The sequence below is a fragment of the Amphritea atlantica genome, from assembly GCF_018860855.1.
Classification (GTDB): domain Bacteria; phylum Pseudomonadota; class Gammaproteobacteria; order Pseudomonadales; family Balneatricaceae; genus Amphritea; species Amphritea atlantica_A.
This window is the reverse complement of the sequence record NZ_JAHKQE010000020.1, coordinates 44849-63864: the sequence shown is the minus strand read 5'-3', so window position 1 is coordinate 63864 and position 19016 is coordinate 44849. Positions and strand designations below refer to the sequence as shown.

At 48.3% G+C, this 19016-nt stretch carries 16 protein-coding genes; 12 read left to right on the top strand and 4 right to left on the bottom strand.

Annotation, left to right across the window (positions count from 1 at the left end):
- Nucleotides 1–122 precede the first annotated feature (122 nt).
- Entirely contained in the window at nucleotides 123–767 is a 645-nt protein-coding gene (locus KO512_RS08485) for a peroxiredoxin-like family protein (protein WP_215951904.1), read from the top strand.
- A gap of 585 nt (nucleotides 768–1352) precedes the next feature.
- Complete coding sequence (locus KO512_RS08480) at nucleotides 1353–2399, top strand: YHYH protein (RefSeq protein ID WP_215951903.1); 1047 nt, start codon at nucleotides 1353–1355, stop codon at nucleotides 2397–2399.
- 268 nt (nucleotides 2400–2667) lie between these two features.
- On the opposite strand, the gene KO512_RS08475 is transcribed toward KO512_RS08480, so the two are convergent.
- The 3 genes from KO512_RS08475 to KO512_RS08465 all read right to left on the bottom strand — a co-directional run bounded on the left by KO512_RS08475 (nucleotide 2668) and on the right by KO512_RS08465 (nucleotide 6359).
- Nucleotides 2668–2979 (bottom strand): hypothetical protein, encoded by a 312-nt coding sequence (locus tag KO512_RS08475; RefSeq protein ID WP_215951902.1) that lies wholly within the window; start codon nucleotides 2977–2979, stop codon nucleotides 2668–2670.
- 97 nt (nucleotides 2980–3076) lie between these two features.
- Nucleotides 3077–5812, bottom strand: coding sequence for a cation-transporting P-type ATPase (locus tag KO512_RS08470; protein WP_215951901.1), 2736 nt, complete (start codon nucleotides 5810–5812; stop codon nucleotides 3077–3079).
- 178 nt (nucleotides 5813–5990) lie between these two features.
- Nucleotides 5991–6359 carry an STAS/SEC14 domain-containing protein gene (locus tag KO512_RS08465; RefSeq protein ID WP_215951900.1) on the bottom strand — a complete coding sequence of 123 codons (369 nt, stop codon included), beginning with the start codon at nucleotides 6357–6359 and terminating at the stop codon, nucleotides 5991–5993.
- Between the two features lie 107 nt (nucleotides 6360–6466).
- On the opposite strand from KO512_RS08465, the gene KO512_RS08460 reads away from it, so the two are divergent.
- The 4 genes from KO512_RS08460 (at nucleotide 6467) to KO512_RS08445 (ending at nucleotide 9401) form a co-directional block, all read left to right on the top strand.
- A complete protein-coding gene (locus KO512_RS08460) occupies nucleotides 6467–6964 on the top strand; it encodes an NlpC/P60 family protein (RefSeq protein ID WP_252734931.1) in 498 nt (165 codons plus the stop codon).
- Nucleotides 6965–7088: 124 nt separating this feature from the next.
- Nucleotides 7089–7562 (top strand): DUF2947 domain-containing protein, encoded by a 474-nt coding sequence (locus KO512_RS08455; protein ID WP_215951899.1) that lies wholly within the window; start codon nucleotides 7089–7091, stop codon nucleotides 7560–7562.
- Between the two features lie 93 nt (nucleotides 7563–7655).
- Nucleotides 7656–8450, top strand: coding sequence for an endonuclease (locus KO512_RS08450; RefSeq protein ID WP_215951898.1), 795 nt, complete (start codon nucleotides 7656–7658; stop codon nucleotides 8448–8450).
- Between the two features lie 138 nt (nucleotides 8451–8588).
- The gene (locus KO512_RS08445) at nucleotides 8589–9401 is read left to right on the top strand and encodes an HD-GYP domain-containing protein (RefSeq protein ID WP_215951897.1); all 813 of its coding nucleotides are present in this window, start codon (nucleotides 8589–8591) and stop codon (nucleotides 9399–9401) included.
- Nucleotides 9402–9502: 101 nt separating this feature from the next.
- On the opposite strand, the gene KO512_RS08440 is transcribed toward KO512_RS08445, so the two are convergent.
- On the bottom strand, nucleotides 9503–12679 hold the full coding sequence (locus KO512_RS08440) for a bifunctional diguanylate cyclase/phosphodiesterase (RefSeq protein ID WP_215951896.1): 3177 nt from the start codon (nucleotides 12677–12679) through the stop codon (nucleotides 9503–9505).
- 277 nt (nucleotides 12680–12956) lie between these two features.
- On the opposite strand from KO512_RS08440, the gene KO512_RS08435 reads away from it, so the two are divergent.
- The 6 genes from KO512_RS08435 to KO512_RS08410 all read left to right on the top strand — a co-directional run bounded on the left by KO512_RS08435 (nucleotide 12957) and on the right by KO512_RS08410 (nucleotide 18983).
- On the top strand, nucleotides 12957–14792 hold the full coding sequence (locus KO512_RS08435) for an ABC transporter ATP-binding protein (protein WP_215951895.1): 1836 nt from the start codon (nucleotides 12957–12959) through the stop codon (nucleotides 14790–14792).
- A 78-nt stretch (nucleotides 14793–14870) separates the two neighbouring features.
- Nucleotides 14871–15599 carry an ABC transporter permease gene (locus KO512_RS08430; RefSeq protein WP_215951894.1) on the top strand — a complete coding sequence of 243 codons (729 nt, stop codon included), beginning with the start codon at nucleotides 14871–14873 and terminating at the stop codon, nucleotides 15597–15599.
- 11 nt (nucleotides 15600–15610) lie between these two features.
- On the top strand, nucleotides 15611–16510 hold the full coding sequence (locus KO512_RS08425) for a DMT family transporter (protein ID WP_215951893.1): 900 nt from the start codon (nucleotides 15611–15613) through the stop codon (nucleotides 16508–16510).
- Between the two features lie 182 nt (nucleotides 16511–16692).
- Nucleotides 16693–17328 carry a LysE family translocator gene (locus KO512_RS08420; protein WP_215951892.1) on the top strand — a complete coding sequence of 212 codons (636 nt, stop codon included), beginning with the start codon at nucleotides 16693–16695 and terminating at the stop codon, nucleotides 17326–17328.
- Between the two features lie 2 nt (nucleotides 17329–17330).
- Nucleotides 17331–18359: an NAD(P)H-dependent flavin oxidoreductase gene (locus tag KO512_RS08415; protein WP_215951891.1), complete on the top strand. Its 1029-nt coding sequence runs from the start codon at nucleotides 17331–17333 to the stop codon at nucleotides 18357–18359.
- A gap of 141 nt (nucleotides 18360–18500) precedes the next feature.
- A complete protein-coding gene (locus tag KO512_RS08410) occupies nucleotides 18501–18983 on the top strand; it encodes an FKBP-type peptidyl-prolyl cis-trans isomerase (protein WP_215951890.1) in 483 nt (160 codons plus the stop codon).
- Nucleotides 18984–19016 lie beyond the last annotated feature (33 nt).

Sequence of the window (19016 nt, the reverse complement as noted above, 5' to 3'; positions counted from 1 at the left end):
ATCGGTTAAAATAACGTTTATTTTTCGGTGTTCCGTTACTAAACGATAGAAATACTAAAGACTATGTGTTTATTGATTAGTTTTTCAAGCAGTATCTAAACGTAAAATAGATTAGGAGACATATGGGAACTTTAAAAGCGCAAACTGAAGCAAAGATCGAAGCGGGACGACAGGCTAATCCTGATTTTATGCAAGCGGTCGATGAGATCATTGAACAGGCAAAAGCCTTTCAGCAAGGCGATAGCGCCATTGCTGTTGGCGAAAAGGCACCTGCATTTACATTGCCAGATGCCGATGGTCAATCAATCTCGTTGAGCGATTTACTTAAAAAGGGTCCACTGATTGTGACTTTTTATCGTGGCAGTTGGTGCCCTTATTGTAACTTGCAGCTTAGAGCTTTGAGTGCGCGATTAGATGAAATTCATGCCTTGGGCGCTCAACTGGTTGCCATTAGTCCGCAGGTGCCCGATGGTTCAATGACAAAAGATGCCATTAGTGACATGGGTTTTTGTGTCTTGTCAGATCAAGATGCGAAGGTCGCCGCCGAGTTCGGTGTTGCATGGAAAGTGCCTGCGTTTTTAACGGAACATATGCGAGTGGATCGCCAGCTCGACCTAGACGCTATCAATAACGGCAATGGTCATGTATTGCCGATTCCTGCCACCTTCATTATCGGCCGTGATGGTATCGTTAGCTGGCGTTATGTTGATGTCGACTATCGAACCCGTTCAGAGCCTGATGACATTATTGCTGCCTTGCAATGCTAATGACGATCTAGGGAGAACACCCGCCCTTAATACCGGTAAGAGGCATTGGTTAAGCATGGCATTTGATCGAGGCTTAGAATAAAGGCTTTACGAGCATTTTCAGGATCGTCACGATTTAGTCGTGAAAAGAATGTTGGCTGGCTTATGTTTCTTATTGTCTGAACATATGTGCTGTGGCGTTATGGGCAATAAACTGATGGCACGTATCGGCCATGATGATTATGACCGTTGTTTGGCTTAGCCTTATACCGCAGAGACGGATTTTACTGGTAAGCCGATCCGCAGCATGGTGTATGTTCTGCCCGAGGTTGAATCGGATAAAAATCTTACCGCTTGGGTTCAGACCTGTACTGCATTTGTGGATGCTCTGCGCCTAAAAACCTAAAGAAACATCCGTGTAACAACAGGCCCGCAAGCGCTTAAGGTAGTGGACGGTTACTGTTGCCGTTATTGTTTTGGTTTTGCGCCACATTTTCCTCTTCTGCTTGATCGATATAAGTAATCTATCATTCTTATTATCTGCACAATTGTGCTGCATGATCTGCAGCAGTGAAATCTACCCACTAATTGAACAGGACATAGACGATGAGTTTGACGAGCCGATCATTAATAGGTGTTATCGCCTTTAGTACACTCATGTTAGGCGGCTGCGCCCATTTCCATGATCACAGGCATGGGGTTAGCCATAAGCACGTTGCTGATGGAGAGGTGTCGAAACCGAAAGGCATCGACCTTTCTTTGTTTGCTAAGGATGCCTTTACTCAAGAGCCTATCATTGTTGACTGTGAAACGGTGGAAGGCACAAAAACCACCTGTTATCAGTTTGTGACCAATGGCGCGCCAGCAGGACGAACCCCCGGGCCTTTTTGTCCACGAACAACGTCCGATGGTGCAGATGTCGCAGGTGCTTGGTTTAGCAAAGAGGGGACCGGCGACTTAGTGGATATCACGGGTGAGTTCATCCTTAAGCTGGGAGATTATTATGGTGATGAGAAGTGGATGGTATATGACGCTAAAAGTAACAAAGTACGATATACCGCGACAAAGGCCGCCTGTTTAGGCGCAGCCAAACCCGATGTTGAAGATGAGTATAAGCAGAACTGTATTGAGTGCGAACTATCCTATCTTGAGGATGACTTCTCACGTACTTTTTTGATACCTACAACGCCGATCCCCGCCGCTAAACCCAGTCGTGTACGAACCGCGGGTATTGCACTTGATGGAACTGAACTCTCAGGATCAGCACCGATTGATGCTATTTTAGGCGCCTATACCATCGCCGCCTTTGATGATTGTGGTGGGCATATCAACGTACATCAGGGCTATCATTACCACTCGGCGGCAGGCTGTACCGATAAATCGGATAGCGATGATGGCCACGCACCCTTAATCGGTTATGCGTCAGATGGTTATGGTATTTATGCACTGAAAAATGCCGAGGGCAAAGCGGTTGAAGGGCTAGATGCCTGTCGCGGTCAAACGGATGATGTTCGTGGCTATCACTATCATGCCGCTAGTCCGAGTGAAAACATGTTTATTGGCTGTTTCCACGGTGAGACGGTGCGTCCTAGTGGCCCAGAGGGTCATCCAGAAGGCGGTCCACTGAGAGCGCCTGATGAAAATCAGTCATAAGTTGATGGGGTATTAATCGGGCAGGTTATTAAGGTTTACTGTAGAGATCGGTTGTAGTGTTTGACCCGCCAAGCCGTTGTGTTAAACAGAACCGTGCTAAACAGAACCGACCAGCCTGATTGATACGCTTAAAATCAATCAGATACTGGGGCATTAAGCCTGTGTGGGTTGTCTATCGTTAGAATGTCGTTCTTTGGGTGTTACCGCTAAGACTGCTTTCTATTGGCTAAGCATGGGCTACGAACGTCTACCAAGAACGGTAAGGGGGTTATTCAAATACCACCCGCAACGGTTCGCCAAAATCATCATAGATCACTTTTTTGCGCTGCCGAGTGCTTTTTGGCACGGTTCTTTGCGTTCGCTCAGCTTTGCGAGCATCGATTTTTGCGAGCACGCCGTTGAGTGGCGTACGTTCTTGCCGTTGAGGGTTAAGAATAAAACCAGCATTACGATAGGAGCCATTGATCAGACCTGTCGCGCCGGTTTCAACTTCCGCTACTTCACCGCCTTTTTTAAGAAAGGCTTGAGTTTGCAGCTGCAATTGTTTGCGCAGTTCGGATTTGGTTTGACGCTTGATCATGTTCAATTCCCCCTGATGTGTATAATAAACGATCAATTATGCCCTATTTAGTGTCGTAATAGCAAAAGAGATACCTCAGTTTGGGTTGCTAAGTTGCTTATTCACCTCTATTGGTTGAATGCAGTAGTTTTTTCTCCAACTCCACGACCAGAAACAGTATCAGGCCTACTACCAGTATTTTTCCCCAGTCAGCGAGATCAAGCGCATGGGTGTGAAAAAACAGCTGCATAATCGGCAGATAGGTAAATAGAAGTTGAAACGCCATGACCGTGGCGATCGCATAGAGCGCATAACGGTTACCTAATAACCCCTCTCTACTCAGTACTGAGCGGGTGAGATAGCGTGAGTTGAGGAGATAGAACACCTCTAGTACCACCAAGGTATTGACCGCAATGGTGCGGGCGGTATCGATATCAGTGCCGTTGCTACGCTCCCAAAGGAATAGCCCGAAGGTGGCGCTGACCATTAGCAGGGATACAAAGATAATCCGCCAGATCATAAAGGGCGATAGTATCGGACTGCGAGTATTACGGGGTGGTCGCAGCATCACGCCTGGTTCGGTTGATTCAAATGTTAGCGATAGGGCGAGTGTCACCGCAGTGATCATATTCACCCAAAGAATCTGAGCGGGCGTTACCGGCAGCATTGTACCGAACGCGATAGCAGCGATCACCGTGAGCGCTTCACCGCCATTAGTGGGTAGGATAAAAAGAATCGATTTTTTAATGTTATCGAAAACTGTCCGGCCCTCTTCGACGGCATAGGTAATGGAGGCGAAGTTATCATCCGCCAAAACCATCTCCGAAGCCTCTTTTGCCGCTTCAGTGCCCTTTATTCCCATCGCGGTACCCACGTCGGCGCGTTTTAACGCAGGGGCATCGTTGACACCGTCACCGGTCATAGCGACAACATGCTGGCAGGCTTGCAGGGCTTGGACAATGCGTAGCTTGTGTTCAGGGCTAGAGCGGGCAAATACATCGACCTGTTCTACCCGTGCCTGAAGCTGACTATCACTCAATTGTTCGACTTCGTTGCCGGTCATCGCGCGGGGGTTATCGGTAATGCCCATCTGCCGAGCGATCGCAGAGGCGGTAGCAATATGATCACCCGTGATCATTTTGACTTTGATACCCGCGCGGTGACATTCGGCGACAGCCTGAATAGCTTCTTCACGGGGGGGATCAATAATGCCAACGAGACCGAGCATCACCAGCCCTTTGCTAACATCATCGAAATGGAGGATGCGATGGTTTTCATCAACGGGGAGCATCGCCAATGCCAAGGTTCTTTTACCTTGATTGGCGATCTGTTCCTGCTGGCGGCTCCAGTATTCGCTATCTAACGTATCTTCTCGACCATTGCTCATCTGCCACTGGCAACGGGGTAAAATGGCTTCGATAGCGCCTTTGATATAGATAACCCCATTACCATTGTGATCATGGTGTAGGGTGGCCATAAAACGATGCTCTGACTCGAATGGAATCAGATCATCGCGGGGCATTTCTGACTGCAGTTCGGTAATATCAAGACCGGATTTTGCCCCCAGAACTAAGAGTGCACCTTCGGTGGGGTCACCTTCGATGATCCACTCATCTCCTTTTTGACGCAACTGTGCCTCGTTGCAGAGTATGCTGGCGCGACATAATTGTTGCAGTTCGACTAGGTTGCTGAGGTTAAGATCCCGATGGTTGCAAGTGAAGGTGCCATGGGGATTATAGCCAGCGCCGCTGATCTCAGCGTTGCAACAGGCGGATACCACGGAGGTCACGGTCATCTCATTACGGGTTAGGGTACCGGTTTTATCTGAACAGATAACCGATACTGAACCCAATGTCTCTACCGCGGGCAGGCGACGAATAATGGCGCGCCGGTTAGCCATCCGTTGTACTCCGATGGCCAGTGCAATGGTGATAACGGCAGGTAAGCCTTCTGGAATGGCGGCAACGGCCAAACCGACCGCCGCCAGAAACATATCTTCCAGCGCATAGCCTCTTACCCAAGAGCCAAACAGCATGGTGGCTAGCGCGATCAGTAGGATCGAGCCGGTTAGCCAACGCGCAAAACTGTCTAATTGGCGGGTTAATGGGGTGGTTAGGGGGGAGACATCGGCTAATAGGGTGCTGATGCGGCCGATCTCGGTGTTTGCTCCGGTGGCCACCACGGTGCCGGTACCTTGACCATAGGTGACTAGGGTGCCAGAAAAAGCGATATTGGTACGGTCGCCAAGGTCGGCATTAGGGGCTACCGGTTGTGTTTGCTTGAGCACCGGAACAGATTCGCCGGTGAGTAACGCTTCTTCAATATTTAACTCTTTGACTTTATGTAGATGCAGGTCAGCGGGCACCCGATCACCCGATTGAATAAAGACAATATCACCGGGTACTAACGCTTCGGCGGGCACCTCTTGTCGATGCCCGTCACGAATCACTACGGCTTGTTGTGAGAGCATATTGCGCACGGCATCAATCGCTTTCTCGGCTTTACCTTCCTGTATAAAGCCAACCAGCGAGTTAATGAGAACAACGGCAATAATAACCCCAGAATCGATACTATGGCCCAGTAGGGCGGTGACGACGGCGGCGACCAGCAGCACATAGATCAATACGTTATGAAATTGAGCTAATAAACGCATCAAGCCGTTACGGCGTTTAGCGGGGGGAAGTTGATTTGCACCATACTGACGCTGGCGTTGAGCCGCTTCTGCTGCACTTAGCCCTTGAGGGGATGTTTGTAGGTGGTCGTTGATCTGCTGTGCATTACAGGTATGCCACACAGGGGCTTCGCTTGTCTCGTTTGCGGTGTGCAATGTCCGGTCTTTGCTGTGAGAATCCATGATATTCACCTTCCGTTGAAAGCATGGCTCTAGCGTAGCAGAAACCGAGGGTTGGTCTCGGTATTCAGATCAAGGTTTGGTGCTGAAAAATGGTTGGATGATTTTGTGTCGAGAGGTGACAGGCTTGAGAGGCGTTTGATATCAAGCCTGATCTGTCTATCTTATCTGTAGTGGACGGTTACTCGCCTGCATCAATCCAGTGAAGTGCCTGTAAAAACTGAGTATCTTTAAAATGTTTGGTTTCGCCTCTGATAAAGAGTGCGCCGAGTTTTACTGCCCAATCGAGCCATTCGCCGCCGCCAACGACCGCTAAACGGATAAAATCACGGTTGTGCTGTAATCCTAGTTTAGTGTCTTCCCACATTGCACCGACTTCCCAGCCTGTAAATTCGTGATCTAGATAGATCAAGCAGCGTACACCACCGTGGGTAGATACCTTTTCTTCTAATAAAGGTAAAAAGGTATCCTGATAGTCGGCCGTGGTGAGTTTCCCTGTGGCTTGAAGCACCATGATATCACCGGCTGTTTCTGGCAGAATGTGAAGCATTGTTATTTCCTTTAACAAGAGAGATTAAATAGGTTGTAGTGTATCGATGTCGATATAAGAGTCAAAAAGATTTATTAACGTCAGTATAGCCGACCGGACAGGTATTGATGATGAAATATTGTATGGCATTTTTGTGTCTTTTGAGTCTCAGTGGCTGCGGTACTCAGTCATATTATGATGATCCTATCATCACGGATGGCAGCGATCCCGTGCTGGACGAAAGATCAGAGGATATGGCGGTGAGGCAGCAGCTGCTGCAGCACTATCAGGCGTGGCAAGGGGTTCCTTACCGATTGGGTGGCACCGATAAAAGCGGTGTGGATTGCTCCAGCTTTACGCAGCAGGCTTTTCAGCAGCAGTTTGGTATCACGCTACCGCGAACCACTGCCGATCAAGCCTTTGTGGGTATGCAGGTCGCAAACAGATCGTTACAGCCCGGTGATCTACTGTTTTACCGCTCCCGCTTTAAAGTGCGACATGTGGGTATATATGTGGGGCGCGGGGAGTTTCTTCATGCATCCACAAGTCGAGGGGTGATGATTTCCAAAGTGGATAATCCCTATTGGCGCAAGTACTTTTGGCAGGCGCGACGCCTAGATTACTAAGTCGTTGAATTTAAGCTTACCTTTTATCAGGGATTTGGCTGTAAAGGCAGGGTTCTGATTGTTGCTCGGGTTCATTCTGGTATAGTGTCACGCCTTTTATTGAATTTTAAATCATAGAGTTATCATGAGCTATTTGCCGGTTGAGCAATACAAAAGAGCCTGGATTTTCCGGCATAAAGACCTGCCTATCAGTGATGAGGATTTGGCACAGATTAAACCGCTGACTGAAGCGCGTGCTGAACAGGTGTGGACACAGCAGATTAGTACCCACTGTAACCATCCGAGTCTATTTAATGCGGATGATTGGGCGAGTAAATCGCAAACCTGGTTGGAGACGGATCACTGGCAACAGCGTTGGGAGTCCGATGAGTCCGCTTTGCCTGATATTCTCGCTGAGCACCTACAGTGGGATGATGCCACGGTTGTATGGTTTTGTTACAGCAGTGAGCATGTGATTGAAACCACTTGGGAAATATTTCGCCGTCACTGGAAAAATTTTCTCTTCTTTGATGATGGTCCCATCCTGATTGGTCGTAAGCGTAAGCAGGTCGTACAGTTCCATCAAACAGGCAACTACCGTATCGGTAATCGAAAGTAAGCCGGTCACATCTATATTGCATATCTTTTTAAACCCTTGCTAAGGATAGTGAGTTTCAGGGATGGATTTCTGTTGTCGTGGTAAAGAATACTTATGTCCCTGCGCGTTTCGGTTGCACTCTGTGTGTGGCTATTGTCTGCCTGTGTGGTTGCTGATTCAGGACCTTCTTTTAGTAAATCAAAACGTCTTCTTGCAAAGATGTATCAGGAACATCCGGTTAGTTTTTATTGTGGTTGTGACTATAAAACGGCGGGTAAAAAATTGGTGCCCGACTGGAATAGCTGTGGCTATACGCCGCGTAAGAATGCCAACAGGGCCGGTCGCATCGAATGGGAACATGTCGTGCCGGCGTGGGCGTTTGGTCATCAGATGCAATGTTGGCAAGAGGGTGGGCGTAAAGCCTGTAAGCGGATCGACGGCTTTAAGCGTATGGAATCGGATCTGCACAATCTCGTGCCGGCGATCGGTGAAGTGAATGGTGATCGTTCTAATTATAGTTTCGCTCAATTAGAAGGGGAGTCTAGGATGTACGGTCGTTGTGATATGGAAGTGAACTTTAAGGGTCGCAAAGTCGAGCCGCCGTCAAATCGACAAGGGGACATTGCCCGTACCTATTTCTATATGCGCCAACAGTATGGTTTAAGAATCAGCTCGAAACAGGAAAAACTGTTTACCGTCTGGAATGCTAGGGATCCGGTTGATAGCTGGGAACTGAAACGAAATGAACTGATCACCGCATTGCAGGGTAACAGTAACCCCTATATTACATCGCCACTAAACGGAGCTAATGAGATAACGAAAGTAAACAATGAGAATGCGATAGCCCCTAAGGGCGTCGACATGGATTCTCTGATGCAACATGTTTTGACCAAGCTTAGAGAGTTGTAGCGTCGCGGGTTCTGGGTTACTAGGTCTAGTGTTCTGAGCCTTTTATTTGGCTTTAATATTAAGATTCACAATCCCTCAGAGCTGGGCGATAAATTGATTAAAGGTCTTTAACCAGAGTGGCTTTTGCCGAGGTATCTGATGATAAAACCCTACTACCGCACAGTGTTTATTTATCTACTGTTTGCGTCTCTTTGGATCTATTTTTCAGATTCCATTGTCGCCATTTTATTTCGCTCAACGGATGCCATTATTTTGGCGCAAAGCCTTAAAGGGTTTGCTTTTGTTGGCTGTACTTCGATCTTATTACTATTGTTGGTGCGCTCGGATCTGCGGCGGATTGAACAGGTAAATCATAAGCTGCGAAAAAGTTATGATCAGACCTTGCAAGGCTGGGTGCAGGTGATGGATATTCGGCACAATGAAACGGGTGTGCATAGCCTGCGGGTAACCAGGATGACGGTTAAACTCGCCAGCCTAATGGGTCTCGCTGGCGATGATTTAACCCATATTGCACGGGGGGCATTGATGCATGATACCGGTAAGGTTGGCATTCCCGATGCGGTATTGATTAAGCCTGGGCGTCTTGACGCCAATGAGCTAAAGATTATGCAGCAGCATCCAGTGATCGCTCGAGATTTAATGCAAGATATCGAGTTTCTTAAACCCTCTATTGATATTCCTTATAGCCATCATGAACGTTGGGATGGTAGCGGTTATCCTGAAGGGCTTAAAGGGGCGGCTATTCCCATGGCGGCTAGGCTGTTTGCGGTGATTGATGTGTATGATGCACTGCTTGAAGAGCGGGTATATAAAAAGGCCTGGCCTGAGGATAAAGCGGTTCGTTATATTGATGAGCAGGCGGGTATTTTGTTTGATCCACAGGTGGTTAAGCTGTTTCTAGATCATTATCAAGAGATTAAAGTAGCGGCGAATCAACCCTCTCTATTTTGATGCAATTTTTATCATGAGTACTTCACTCGTTGTCACCGCCAGCGGTGACAATTGATTGTTCGCAGAGTAAGTTCGGTATCGCTCAGATCTTACTCTGCTCCTCAGTCAAACGAAGTCAGGGACAGAGGATCAAAATTGTTGTGCCACTGTTCGAACTGCTCGGATGTCATTGCGCTGGCATAGAAAAATCCCTGACTATAGTCGCAATTAGCTTGCTGCATTAATTGATGCTGTTCTTGGGTTTCAATTCCTTCGGCGATCACCTTTAAACCCAGTGTATGGGCCATGACGATGATCGCATTACAGAGGGTTAGGTCTTCCGATGTCGAATGTAGATTGCGGATAAGGGTTCGATCTATTTTCAGATAGTCTATATCCATTCGGCTCAGGTGGGTGAGTGATGAGAAGCTGGTTCCAAAATCATCCAATCCGATCTGAATATTCGCCTCCCGTAACTGATCTATCTTGTACTGGGTTTCGGCGGACGATTCCATCAGCAGGCTTTCGCTGATTTCAACACTGATGGATGTCGGTTCAATACCCATATTTTGGGCTATCTTTATCCAGCGTTCATGTGCACTGTCACCCTCTTTGGTTTCAAAGTGTGCCTCTGAGGCGTTAATACAGATTTGCAGCTGAGGGTTAAGCTGACGACGCCACTCTTTAGCCTGTTGTAGTGCCGTTCGGAAAATCCAGTCGCCTATCTCTTGGATGATGCCACTTTGTTCCGCTAGCTGAATAAACTGATGGGGAAACATGAGACCCTTTTGCGGGTGGTTCCAGCGAATTAATGCTTCCGCTTTTATCACCGACATATCCTGCAGTGAGATAACCGGTTGATAGTACAGCTGAAATTGTCCCTTTTTAATGGCGAGCCGCAGGTCTTTGATGAGATGCGTGTGCTTGAGTGACATGGTTTGCATACTGGGGGTGAATAGCTTGAGCCTGCCGCGTCCGGCTTCTTTGGCTGAATACATTGCCTGATCGGCCATTTTGATGAGCTGTTCAGCCGTTTTGCTGTCTTGCGGGTAAAGGGCTGCGCCAATGCTGGCGGAGATATGGCGTAATTGATGATCCAGCTTAAAAGGTTGTTTCAGTACGCTGAGTATTTTGTCACCGACCTGCTTCACCTGAGCTGAGTTTTCAATCTGCGGCAAAATAAGCGTGAATTCATCGCCACCGAGCCGGCAGATCGTATCGCTACTGCGAATAAGGTCGGTAAACCGGGCAGCGACCTCAATCAGTAGTTGATCGCCAATACCGTGTCCGAGCGTATCATTGATTTGTTTAAAGTGATCTAAATCTAAAAATAGTAGTGCAAGCTTTGTTTTCGAGCGGGCGGCGAGACGAATTTCCTGAGTCAGACGCTCCATAAACATTCGTCGGTTTGGAAGATTGGTTAATGGGTCGAAGTTGGCCTGCTTCCAAATCAGCTCTTCGGTACGCTTCTTTTCAGTGATGTCGGCGAAGGTGACGATGCGTTGATAGACTGATTTATCTTCGTTGAGCAGGGTGTTAATGCTTACCTGAGCGATATAGATAGATCCATTTTTATGACGATACCAGATGTCACCGGTCCATTTGCCGGTTTGATTTAAGCTGTCGAGCACGGCTTCATAGAAAGGTCTCTTATGAGCCCCTGAATGGAGTAGAGTGTGGGGCTGGCCTATCGCCTCTTTCGCGGTATAGCCGGTGATCTGGGTGAAGGCATTATTGACTTTGATGATGTTGTTTTGCGCATCGATGATCATAATGCCATCGTTACCTTCAAAGGCCGCCGCCGCAAGACGCATCTGTTCGGTTTGTTTCTGTTGTTCAAAATTCATATGGGTGCCTGCGATCACCAGCGGCTGGTTAGTCTCGCTAAAGCGGATCGGTTTACCGCGGCTTTTTATCCAGAGCCAGTTGTTATCGCGGGTGAGTAAGCGGAACTGCATTTCTGCCGAATGATTGTTGAGCAGTTGAGGGATAAAGACGTCGAAAAAGTGGGCCTGATCGTCGGGGTGCATTAACTTACGCAGCAGGATTGTGTCGAGTTGAAAGGCTTGATCCTTATAACCGATCATCTGATAGCACTGATTGTCCCAGTGAACGGAGTTATCCGACAGATTCCAGCTCCAGAGACCCGTTTGGGTCGCTTCTAGGGTTAGCCTGTAGCGCTCTTCTGATTCTTTGAGTGCCTGTTCATAACGGTTTTGATTGCGGTTGAGCTGGTTGAAGGCGCTTAATAATTGACCCACTTCATCATGACTATTGATCGCGAGATCTTGTTTTTGCAGCTTACCCTCCGCCATCTTTTGGATATCCCGGGCGGCATTGGTTAGCGGTATTAGCAGCTTTTTTAACAGGTAGGCGATGATACCCGCCATCAATAAACTGGTGATCAGGATGATCAGGATGATTTTTTCACTCAAACCATCGATGGTCTGCATCGCTTTGTGCAGTGGATAGTTACGAATCACAATCCAGCCCATATGATTTAATTTAGCGGAGGTGAAGATGACCGGCTCACCCTCGGTATCATGGGTGATCCCTGACGTGATACCTGCTTGTAGAAGTTCAATACAATCGCAGTGCTTCTTTTGTCGATAACTTTCCAGGGCAACGCCTTTATCGGTGTCGGTAACATAGATGTCCAAATTAGGATCGATGATCAGCGTTCGACCAGTGTCATTGAGGGTTGGTTGGGCGAGGTCTTTCAGCAGGTTATCCTGTGCCAGTAGGTTAACGCCGAAGATAAAGCCTAACACCTCGCCGGAAGCCGAGAGTATTGGCGTGTTGATAGCAAATAGCGGGCTTTTTAAACCTTTGCCCAACAGTGGTTCTGTAATAACGGTGGTTTTTAGTTGCCGCGTTTTTTGTAAATGATTTCGATCGGAATAATCTAAGCCAATGCGGTTGGGTACGGTTGGGTAGTCGGCTAACGATATGCCTTGGCTGTTGGTGACGACAACCCCTCCACTGAATAGGCTTTGTAGGTGAGTATCGAATTTGAGCGCTTGTTGAATACGCTCATTAGAATAAAGCGAATCTTTCGAGTGGAGTGTTTCTGCGAATGCTTCGAGATAGTCGATGCGCGTTTGTAACGCTGAATCCATCTGTTTGACGACCATATCGACCATTACCTGCTGTTGTTCTATCAGCAGCTTGGTTGAGTCATTTTGTAGATAGCGGAAAACCAGCAGTGTCACAGTAATCGTGGAGAACAGAAATCCAGCGAGTGTTAATAGTAAGACTCGGTTATGCAGCGATGTCGGCGAAAAACGGCTAAAAACCATTTATGCATATCCGTTATGTCGGTAAATGGAGAGAAATTGAAAACAAAATTGATGCCAATGGTTGGCTCTATATTTTGATAATGACTCCAGCTTAGACCAGAAAAGCAAAAGTTAAAGGTTTTAATCCGCTTAAAAGAGATCTGTTTAGCCCATTCTGTGCGCGCACTAGGTTAAAAAAGGTTGTCTGTTGAATCAGGTTTAATATGTTTAACCGAGTAGGGTTAGGGTATGCTTTGCGCCTCTTTTATCTAATGTTATGCCCGTTTGGATTTTATTGATGTTGCGATTTTTTGAACGTTTGACCAACCCCTTTCCTGAACCTGAACCCGGTCAGCCACCGAAGGGGCTGTATGCCTTTTGCCGCTACTATATGCGGGGAATGGAGTGGCCATTGTTATTAATGGCACTGTGCTCAGCTATCTTGGCGATACTCGAAGTCTCGTTATTTGGTTTTTTAGGGCAGTTGGTTGATTGGCTTAGCACGAAACAGCCGGAGACCTTTTGGCAGGAAGAGGGTGATACCTTAACGTTGGTTGGGGTTCTACTCTTGATCGGCTTGCCACTGCTGGTAGCGCTGCATTCGGTGATCGTGCATCAAGTGTTACTGGGCAACTTCCCCATGTCGATTCGTTGGTTGGCCCACCGTTATCTGTTGCGTCAGAGTTTATCGTTTTATCAGAATGATTTTGCCGGGCGTATCGCCACCAAAGTGATGCAAACCTCCTTAGCCGTGCGTGAAGCGGTGATGAAGTTACTCGATGTGTTGGTATATATCGCAGTATATTTTCTGTCGATGCTGGTGTTGGTGGCGCAGTCCGATATCCGGTTAATGCTGCCATTGGTCGCCTGGCTGATCGGGTATAGCCTGCTGATGTGGTATTTCGTGCCGCGTTTGCGGGATGTGTCGGCCGTTCAGGCGGACGCCCGTTCCTCCATGACTGGACGGATCGTGGATAGCTATACCAATATCGCCACGGTCAAATTGTTTTCCCACAGCCAGCGTGAATCGGACTATGCCCGAGAGAGCATGGATGGTTTTCTGGATACGGTCTATCGACAGATGCGACTGGCCACGGGACTTAATGTCTTGGTCCAGTGTTTAAACTATCTCTTGGTGTTTGTTATAACGGCGGTGGCGATCTACCTTTGGAGCTTTAGTTTGGTGAGTGTTGGGGCGATTGCGATCGCTATCAGCTTGGCGCTACGGCTTAACGGTATGTCACAGTGGATTATGTGGGAAATAAGCACACTGTTTGAAAATATCGGTACCGTTAATGATGGTATGAATACTCTAGCGCAGCCGTTGGAGGTGACGGATCAGGTGGATGCAAAACCGTTAAAGATAACGGCGGGAGCGATTCATTTTAATGACGTATCCTTCCATTATGATAAGAGTGAAGGGGTGATTGAGAACCTTAACCTATCGATAAAACCGGGTGAGAAAGTCGGCTTGGTGGGCCGTTCCGGGGCTGGTAAGTCAACCTTGGTGAATTTGCTGCTACGTTTCCATGATTTGGCCGCCGGTCAGTTATTGATTGATGGGCAAGATATTCGTCAGGTGCAGCAAGAAAGTTTACGTCATCAAATCGGCATGGTCACTCAGGATACTTCGTTACTGCATCGTAGTGTGCGCGACAATATTTTATATGGCCATCCGGATGCGACCGATGAACAGATGATCGCCGCAGCGAAACGGGCTGAGGCCCATGAATTTATTCTCGGCTTAAGTGATCCCGAAGGGCGTACCGGCTATGATGCGCAGGTGGGCGAGCGGGGCGTTAAACTCTCCGGCGGACAGCGCCAGCGAGTGGCCATTGCACGGGTCATTCTTAAGAATGCGCCTATTTTGATTTTGGATGAAGCTACATCGGCGCTGGATTCAGAGGTTGAGGCTGATATTCAGCGCGGACTATCTAACGTGATGCAGGGTAAAACGGTGATTGCGATTGCCCACCGATTATCAACGATTGCCGCGATGGATCGATTGATCGTGCTGGACCAGGGACGGATCATCGAGCAGGGCAGTCATCAGGAACTTGTGGACAAAGGAGGGGTGTATGCCCAACTCTGGACCCACCAATCGGGTGGCTTTATCGGTATGAATACTGATTGATCGATGGAATAAAGCTGTACTGAACATCGTGCAGATGAAGGCTGAAGTTAGAACTGAGGTTAGAGTAGGAGAATTCTGATGCATGTAATTTCATGGTGGTCGCTTGCCTGGTGTGCGATGCCTGTGGTGCTTATTGCGATTGTTTATGCGCGCTGGTCAGGTAAAGCCTCAGAAGTGTTGCTGTCAGCTGCTCGTATGACACTGCAGTTGGTGGCGGTCGGCTATGTGCTGGTGGCGCTATTTAACAATCCCTCGCCTTGGATTACGGTAACGGTTTTAACCCTGATGGTGGGTATTGCTAGCTGGATCGCATTACGTCCGGTCGACCATCAACGTAACTATCTTAAGCCGACGTTGATTGCGTTGGCCTGCTCAGCAGGATTGCATCTATTTATCTCCTTGGTATTAGTGATTGGGGTTGAGGTTTGGTATGAGCCGCGGGTGGTGATACCGCTGGCGGGTATGTATTTTGCCAATACCATGAATGCGATCAGTCTTGCCGCTGAACGCTATCATTCTGAACTGAAAGAGGGTAAGCCCGAAGCCAAAGCCCGACTTACGGCGTTTCAGGCGGCGATGATTCCGCAGATTAATAGTTTGTTGGCGGTTGGTTTAGTCTCGTTGCCGGGGATGATGACCGGACAAATTTTATCCGGTGTGTCGCCACTGATCGCGGTGCGTTATCAAATTATGATTATGACCATGGTGCTCGGCAGTGGTGGCTGTGGCGCAGCATTACTGCTTTGGCAGCTGGGGCGAGCGTATGGCAAAAATAACCTAGAAAACAAAACTGATATCTCGCAGTAGAGGAACGCTTCATGAATGTACGATTACATCTATCGACAATTCTGTACACAACGTTTGCCCTGCTGGCTTTTGCTGGGAATTCGGTTTTATGTCGTTTAGCCCTCGGTGAAGAGGGACTCGATGCCGGCAGCTTTACGTTGATTCGGCTGTTTTCCGGCATTATCGTGCTATTACTGCTGTGGTATCTCACCCAGGGGCGTCGAGCAGCATCCGATAGTGAACATACGCAAGGAAGCTGGTTCGCAGCGATCATGTTATTTATCTACGCCCTTGGGTTTTCCTATGCCTATATCAGTTTAGATACCGGCACAGGCGCCTTAATTCTATTTGGCGCGGTGCAGATTACGATGGTGTTGGTGAGCATCTTTCGCGGTACTCGGCTGTTGGGCGTAGAATGGCTAGGGTTGGTTTTAGCCTTTTTTGGTTTTGTTTATCTGATGCTGCCGGTGCTCAATACACCGTCGCTGTGGGGCTTTATTATTATGACGCTCGCAGGGGTTGCGTGGGGTGTTTACACTCTGATCGGCCGAGGATCGGTTAACCCTCTGGCGGATACCCATTACAATTTTTTGAAAACCTTTCCGCTGATGATAGTGACACTCATTATTCTCTTATTGTTAGGCGATATATCGTTGTCTGTCGATGGCGTATGGCTAGCGATTGTCTCCGGCGGTGTGGCATCGGGGATTGGTTATGCCGTTTGGTATCGTGCTTTACGCGGGCTCTCTGCGGTACAGGCGGCGGCGTTGCAACTGTTGGTGCCAGTAATCGCCGCAGTGGGCGGTGTTTTGTTCGCCGATGAGATGATCACCCTGCGTTTGATGATCTCTGGGCTGCTGGTGTTAGGGGGGATTCTGTTAATTGTTGTGGGGCGCTACTACCAATTACAACGCCTGCAACGTCAGCTATAGAGCTATAGTCTGCTTGCTTGCATAGATGGCTGACTAGGCTAGCGCTGCTAACCCGCGTATAACGGCATTAAAAATGTATTCAGTGCCTAAACGGTGATCAAAGATGATAGCTCTTTGGCTAAAAATATTTAACCTAAGCTGATTTAGTGTAATTAATATAGATGTGTGATGGAGTTTTCCTGATGATTGATGGCCAACTGTTTCTGGCGTTTTTGATTGCTATTACGTTATTAACGATAGCCCCAGGCGTCGATACCATGGTAACGATTCGTAATAGCGCTCGTGGTGGTTGGCAAGATGGTTTTGCCACCAGTACTGGCATCTGCCTTGGATTATTTCTGCATGCCACGGTATCAGCATTGGGTATCTCGGTGATTTTGTTGCAATCGGCGAATGCGTTTCATGTTTTAAAGCTGATCGGCGCCTGTTATCTGATCTGGCTAGGTCTCAGTAGTCTGCGAGGCGTTTTAAAAGGGGAGAGTCTATTTACGCTGCCAGAGGGCGGCGCACGACCCTTTCTGTTGTGGCGCTCTTTGCGCGAAGGGTTTCTCTCCAACGCTCTAAATCCTAAAACGGCGCTTTTTTATATGGCCTTCTTACCTCAGTTTATCGACCCAACGGGTTCAGCGTTAATGCAGTCGCTTTTTTTGGCGGCGATCCATTTTGTGATTGCGATGCTGTGGCAGTGCGGGTTAGCGTTGGCGGTTAATGGTGCTCGGCGTTGGTTACAGAATAAAGTCGTGGGTCATAGTGTTAATACGGTCAGTGGCACCGTGTTGATCTACCTAGGTGCGCGTTTAGCGCTGACGGAGGATTGATAATGCGTTTAGAACAGCTTTTAGATATTAAATTACCCCTGATTCAGGCACCGATGGCTGGCGCTCAGGGTGCTGCTTTGGCCATTGCGGTCAGTAACGCTGGTGGGCTTGGCTCGCTGCCCTGTGCCATGTTAACACCCGCACAGCTGCGAGCTGAGCTGGCGGTGATTCGGGCGGCAACGGATAAACCGATCAATCTCAATTTTTTCACGCACACTTCACCAGCACCGGATTTAGCTCAGGAGCAACGGTGGCGCCAGCAGTTGCAACCCTATTATCAGGCGTATGGATTGGATGCCGATGCGATTCCGGCGGCACCGGCTCGGCATCCGTTTAATCATGAGATGGCGGATGTGATCGAAGAATTTCGTCCTGAGGTGGTGAGTTTCCATTTCGGTCTGCCCGACGCCGTATTGCTCAAACGTGTGCGAGAGAGTGGCAGTAAAGTAGTGTCCAGTGCCACCACCGTGGCCGAAGCGGTGTGGTTAGAGCAGCAGGGGGTTGATGCGATTATTGCACAGGGCGTCGAAGCCGGTGGGCATCGGGGTTTCTTTCTTGATCGAGATCTGAATACTCAGTTGGGTACCATGGCACTGTTACCTCAGATTTTAGCGGTGACTGAGTTGCCGGTAATCGCAGCTGGCGGTATTGCCGATAACGCCGGTATTCGTGGTGCTTTAGCGATGGGCGCCGCGGGTGTGCAACTGGGTACAGCCTTTTTACTCTGCGATGAATCGCGCATCAGTGAGATTCATCGACAAGCGTTAGCACAGCTAAATGCTCCCACCGCATTGACCAATATATTTACAGGAGGGCCGGCCCGTGGTCTCGTGAATCGGGTTATGCAGGAGCTTGGTCCCATTGCATCACAAGCGCCTGAATTTCCATTGGCGGGTGGTGCGATTGCCCCTTTAAGGCAAGCCGCTGAACAGCAAGGCTTGGGAGATTTTACACCGTTATGGAGTGGTCAAAATCGCCGTGGCTGTCGCGCTGTTAGCGCTGCTGTACTCATCCAAGGGCTTTTTGAATAATGGGGTGATACGTCATCCCGAACAGATAAAGTTTATCTCAGGGGTTGATATCTTCGGACTCACCCCCAAATTAAAAAAATACACTAATCTGGGCCTCTGTCAGCTGTGCTGTTCATGTCTACACCTACTGAGGTCTGAACGATGCAGATAGCCGACAACAAAATTGTCCTAATTCACTACACCCTATCTAACCTAGATGATGAGGTCATGGATTCCTCTGTCGGCGCGGAGCCTTTGGCCTATCTGCACGGCACTGGAAATATTGTACCTGGACTGGAAAAAGCCTTGGCCGGTAAGAAAGCTGGCGATCAGGTAAAAGTTGAAGTATCTCCTGAAGAGGGTTACGGCGAACTCAATCCTGAACTGATTCAGGAAGTCGAGCGCGCTGCTTTTGATGGCGTTGATAATATCGAAGTGGGTATGCGTTTTATGGCGCAAACCTCTTGGGGCCAACAACCTGTGGTTGTTACTGCGGTAACTGAAGAGAACGTCATTGTTGATGGTAACCATCCATTGGCTGATCAGACACTGAAATTTGATGTTGAAGTGGTTGAAGTACGTGATGCCACTGCTGAAGAGATGGAGCATGGCCATGCTCATGGTGACGGCGGTCATCAACACTAATCTCTGTAGCAACATATAATCTTTTCAAAAAGG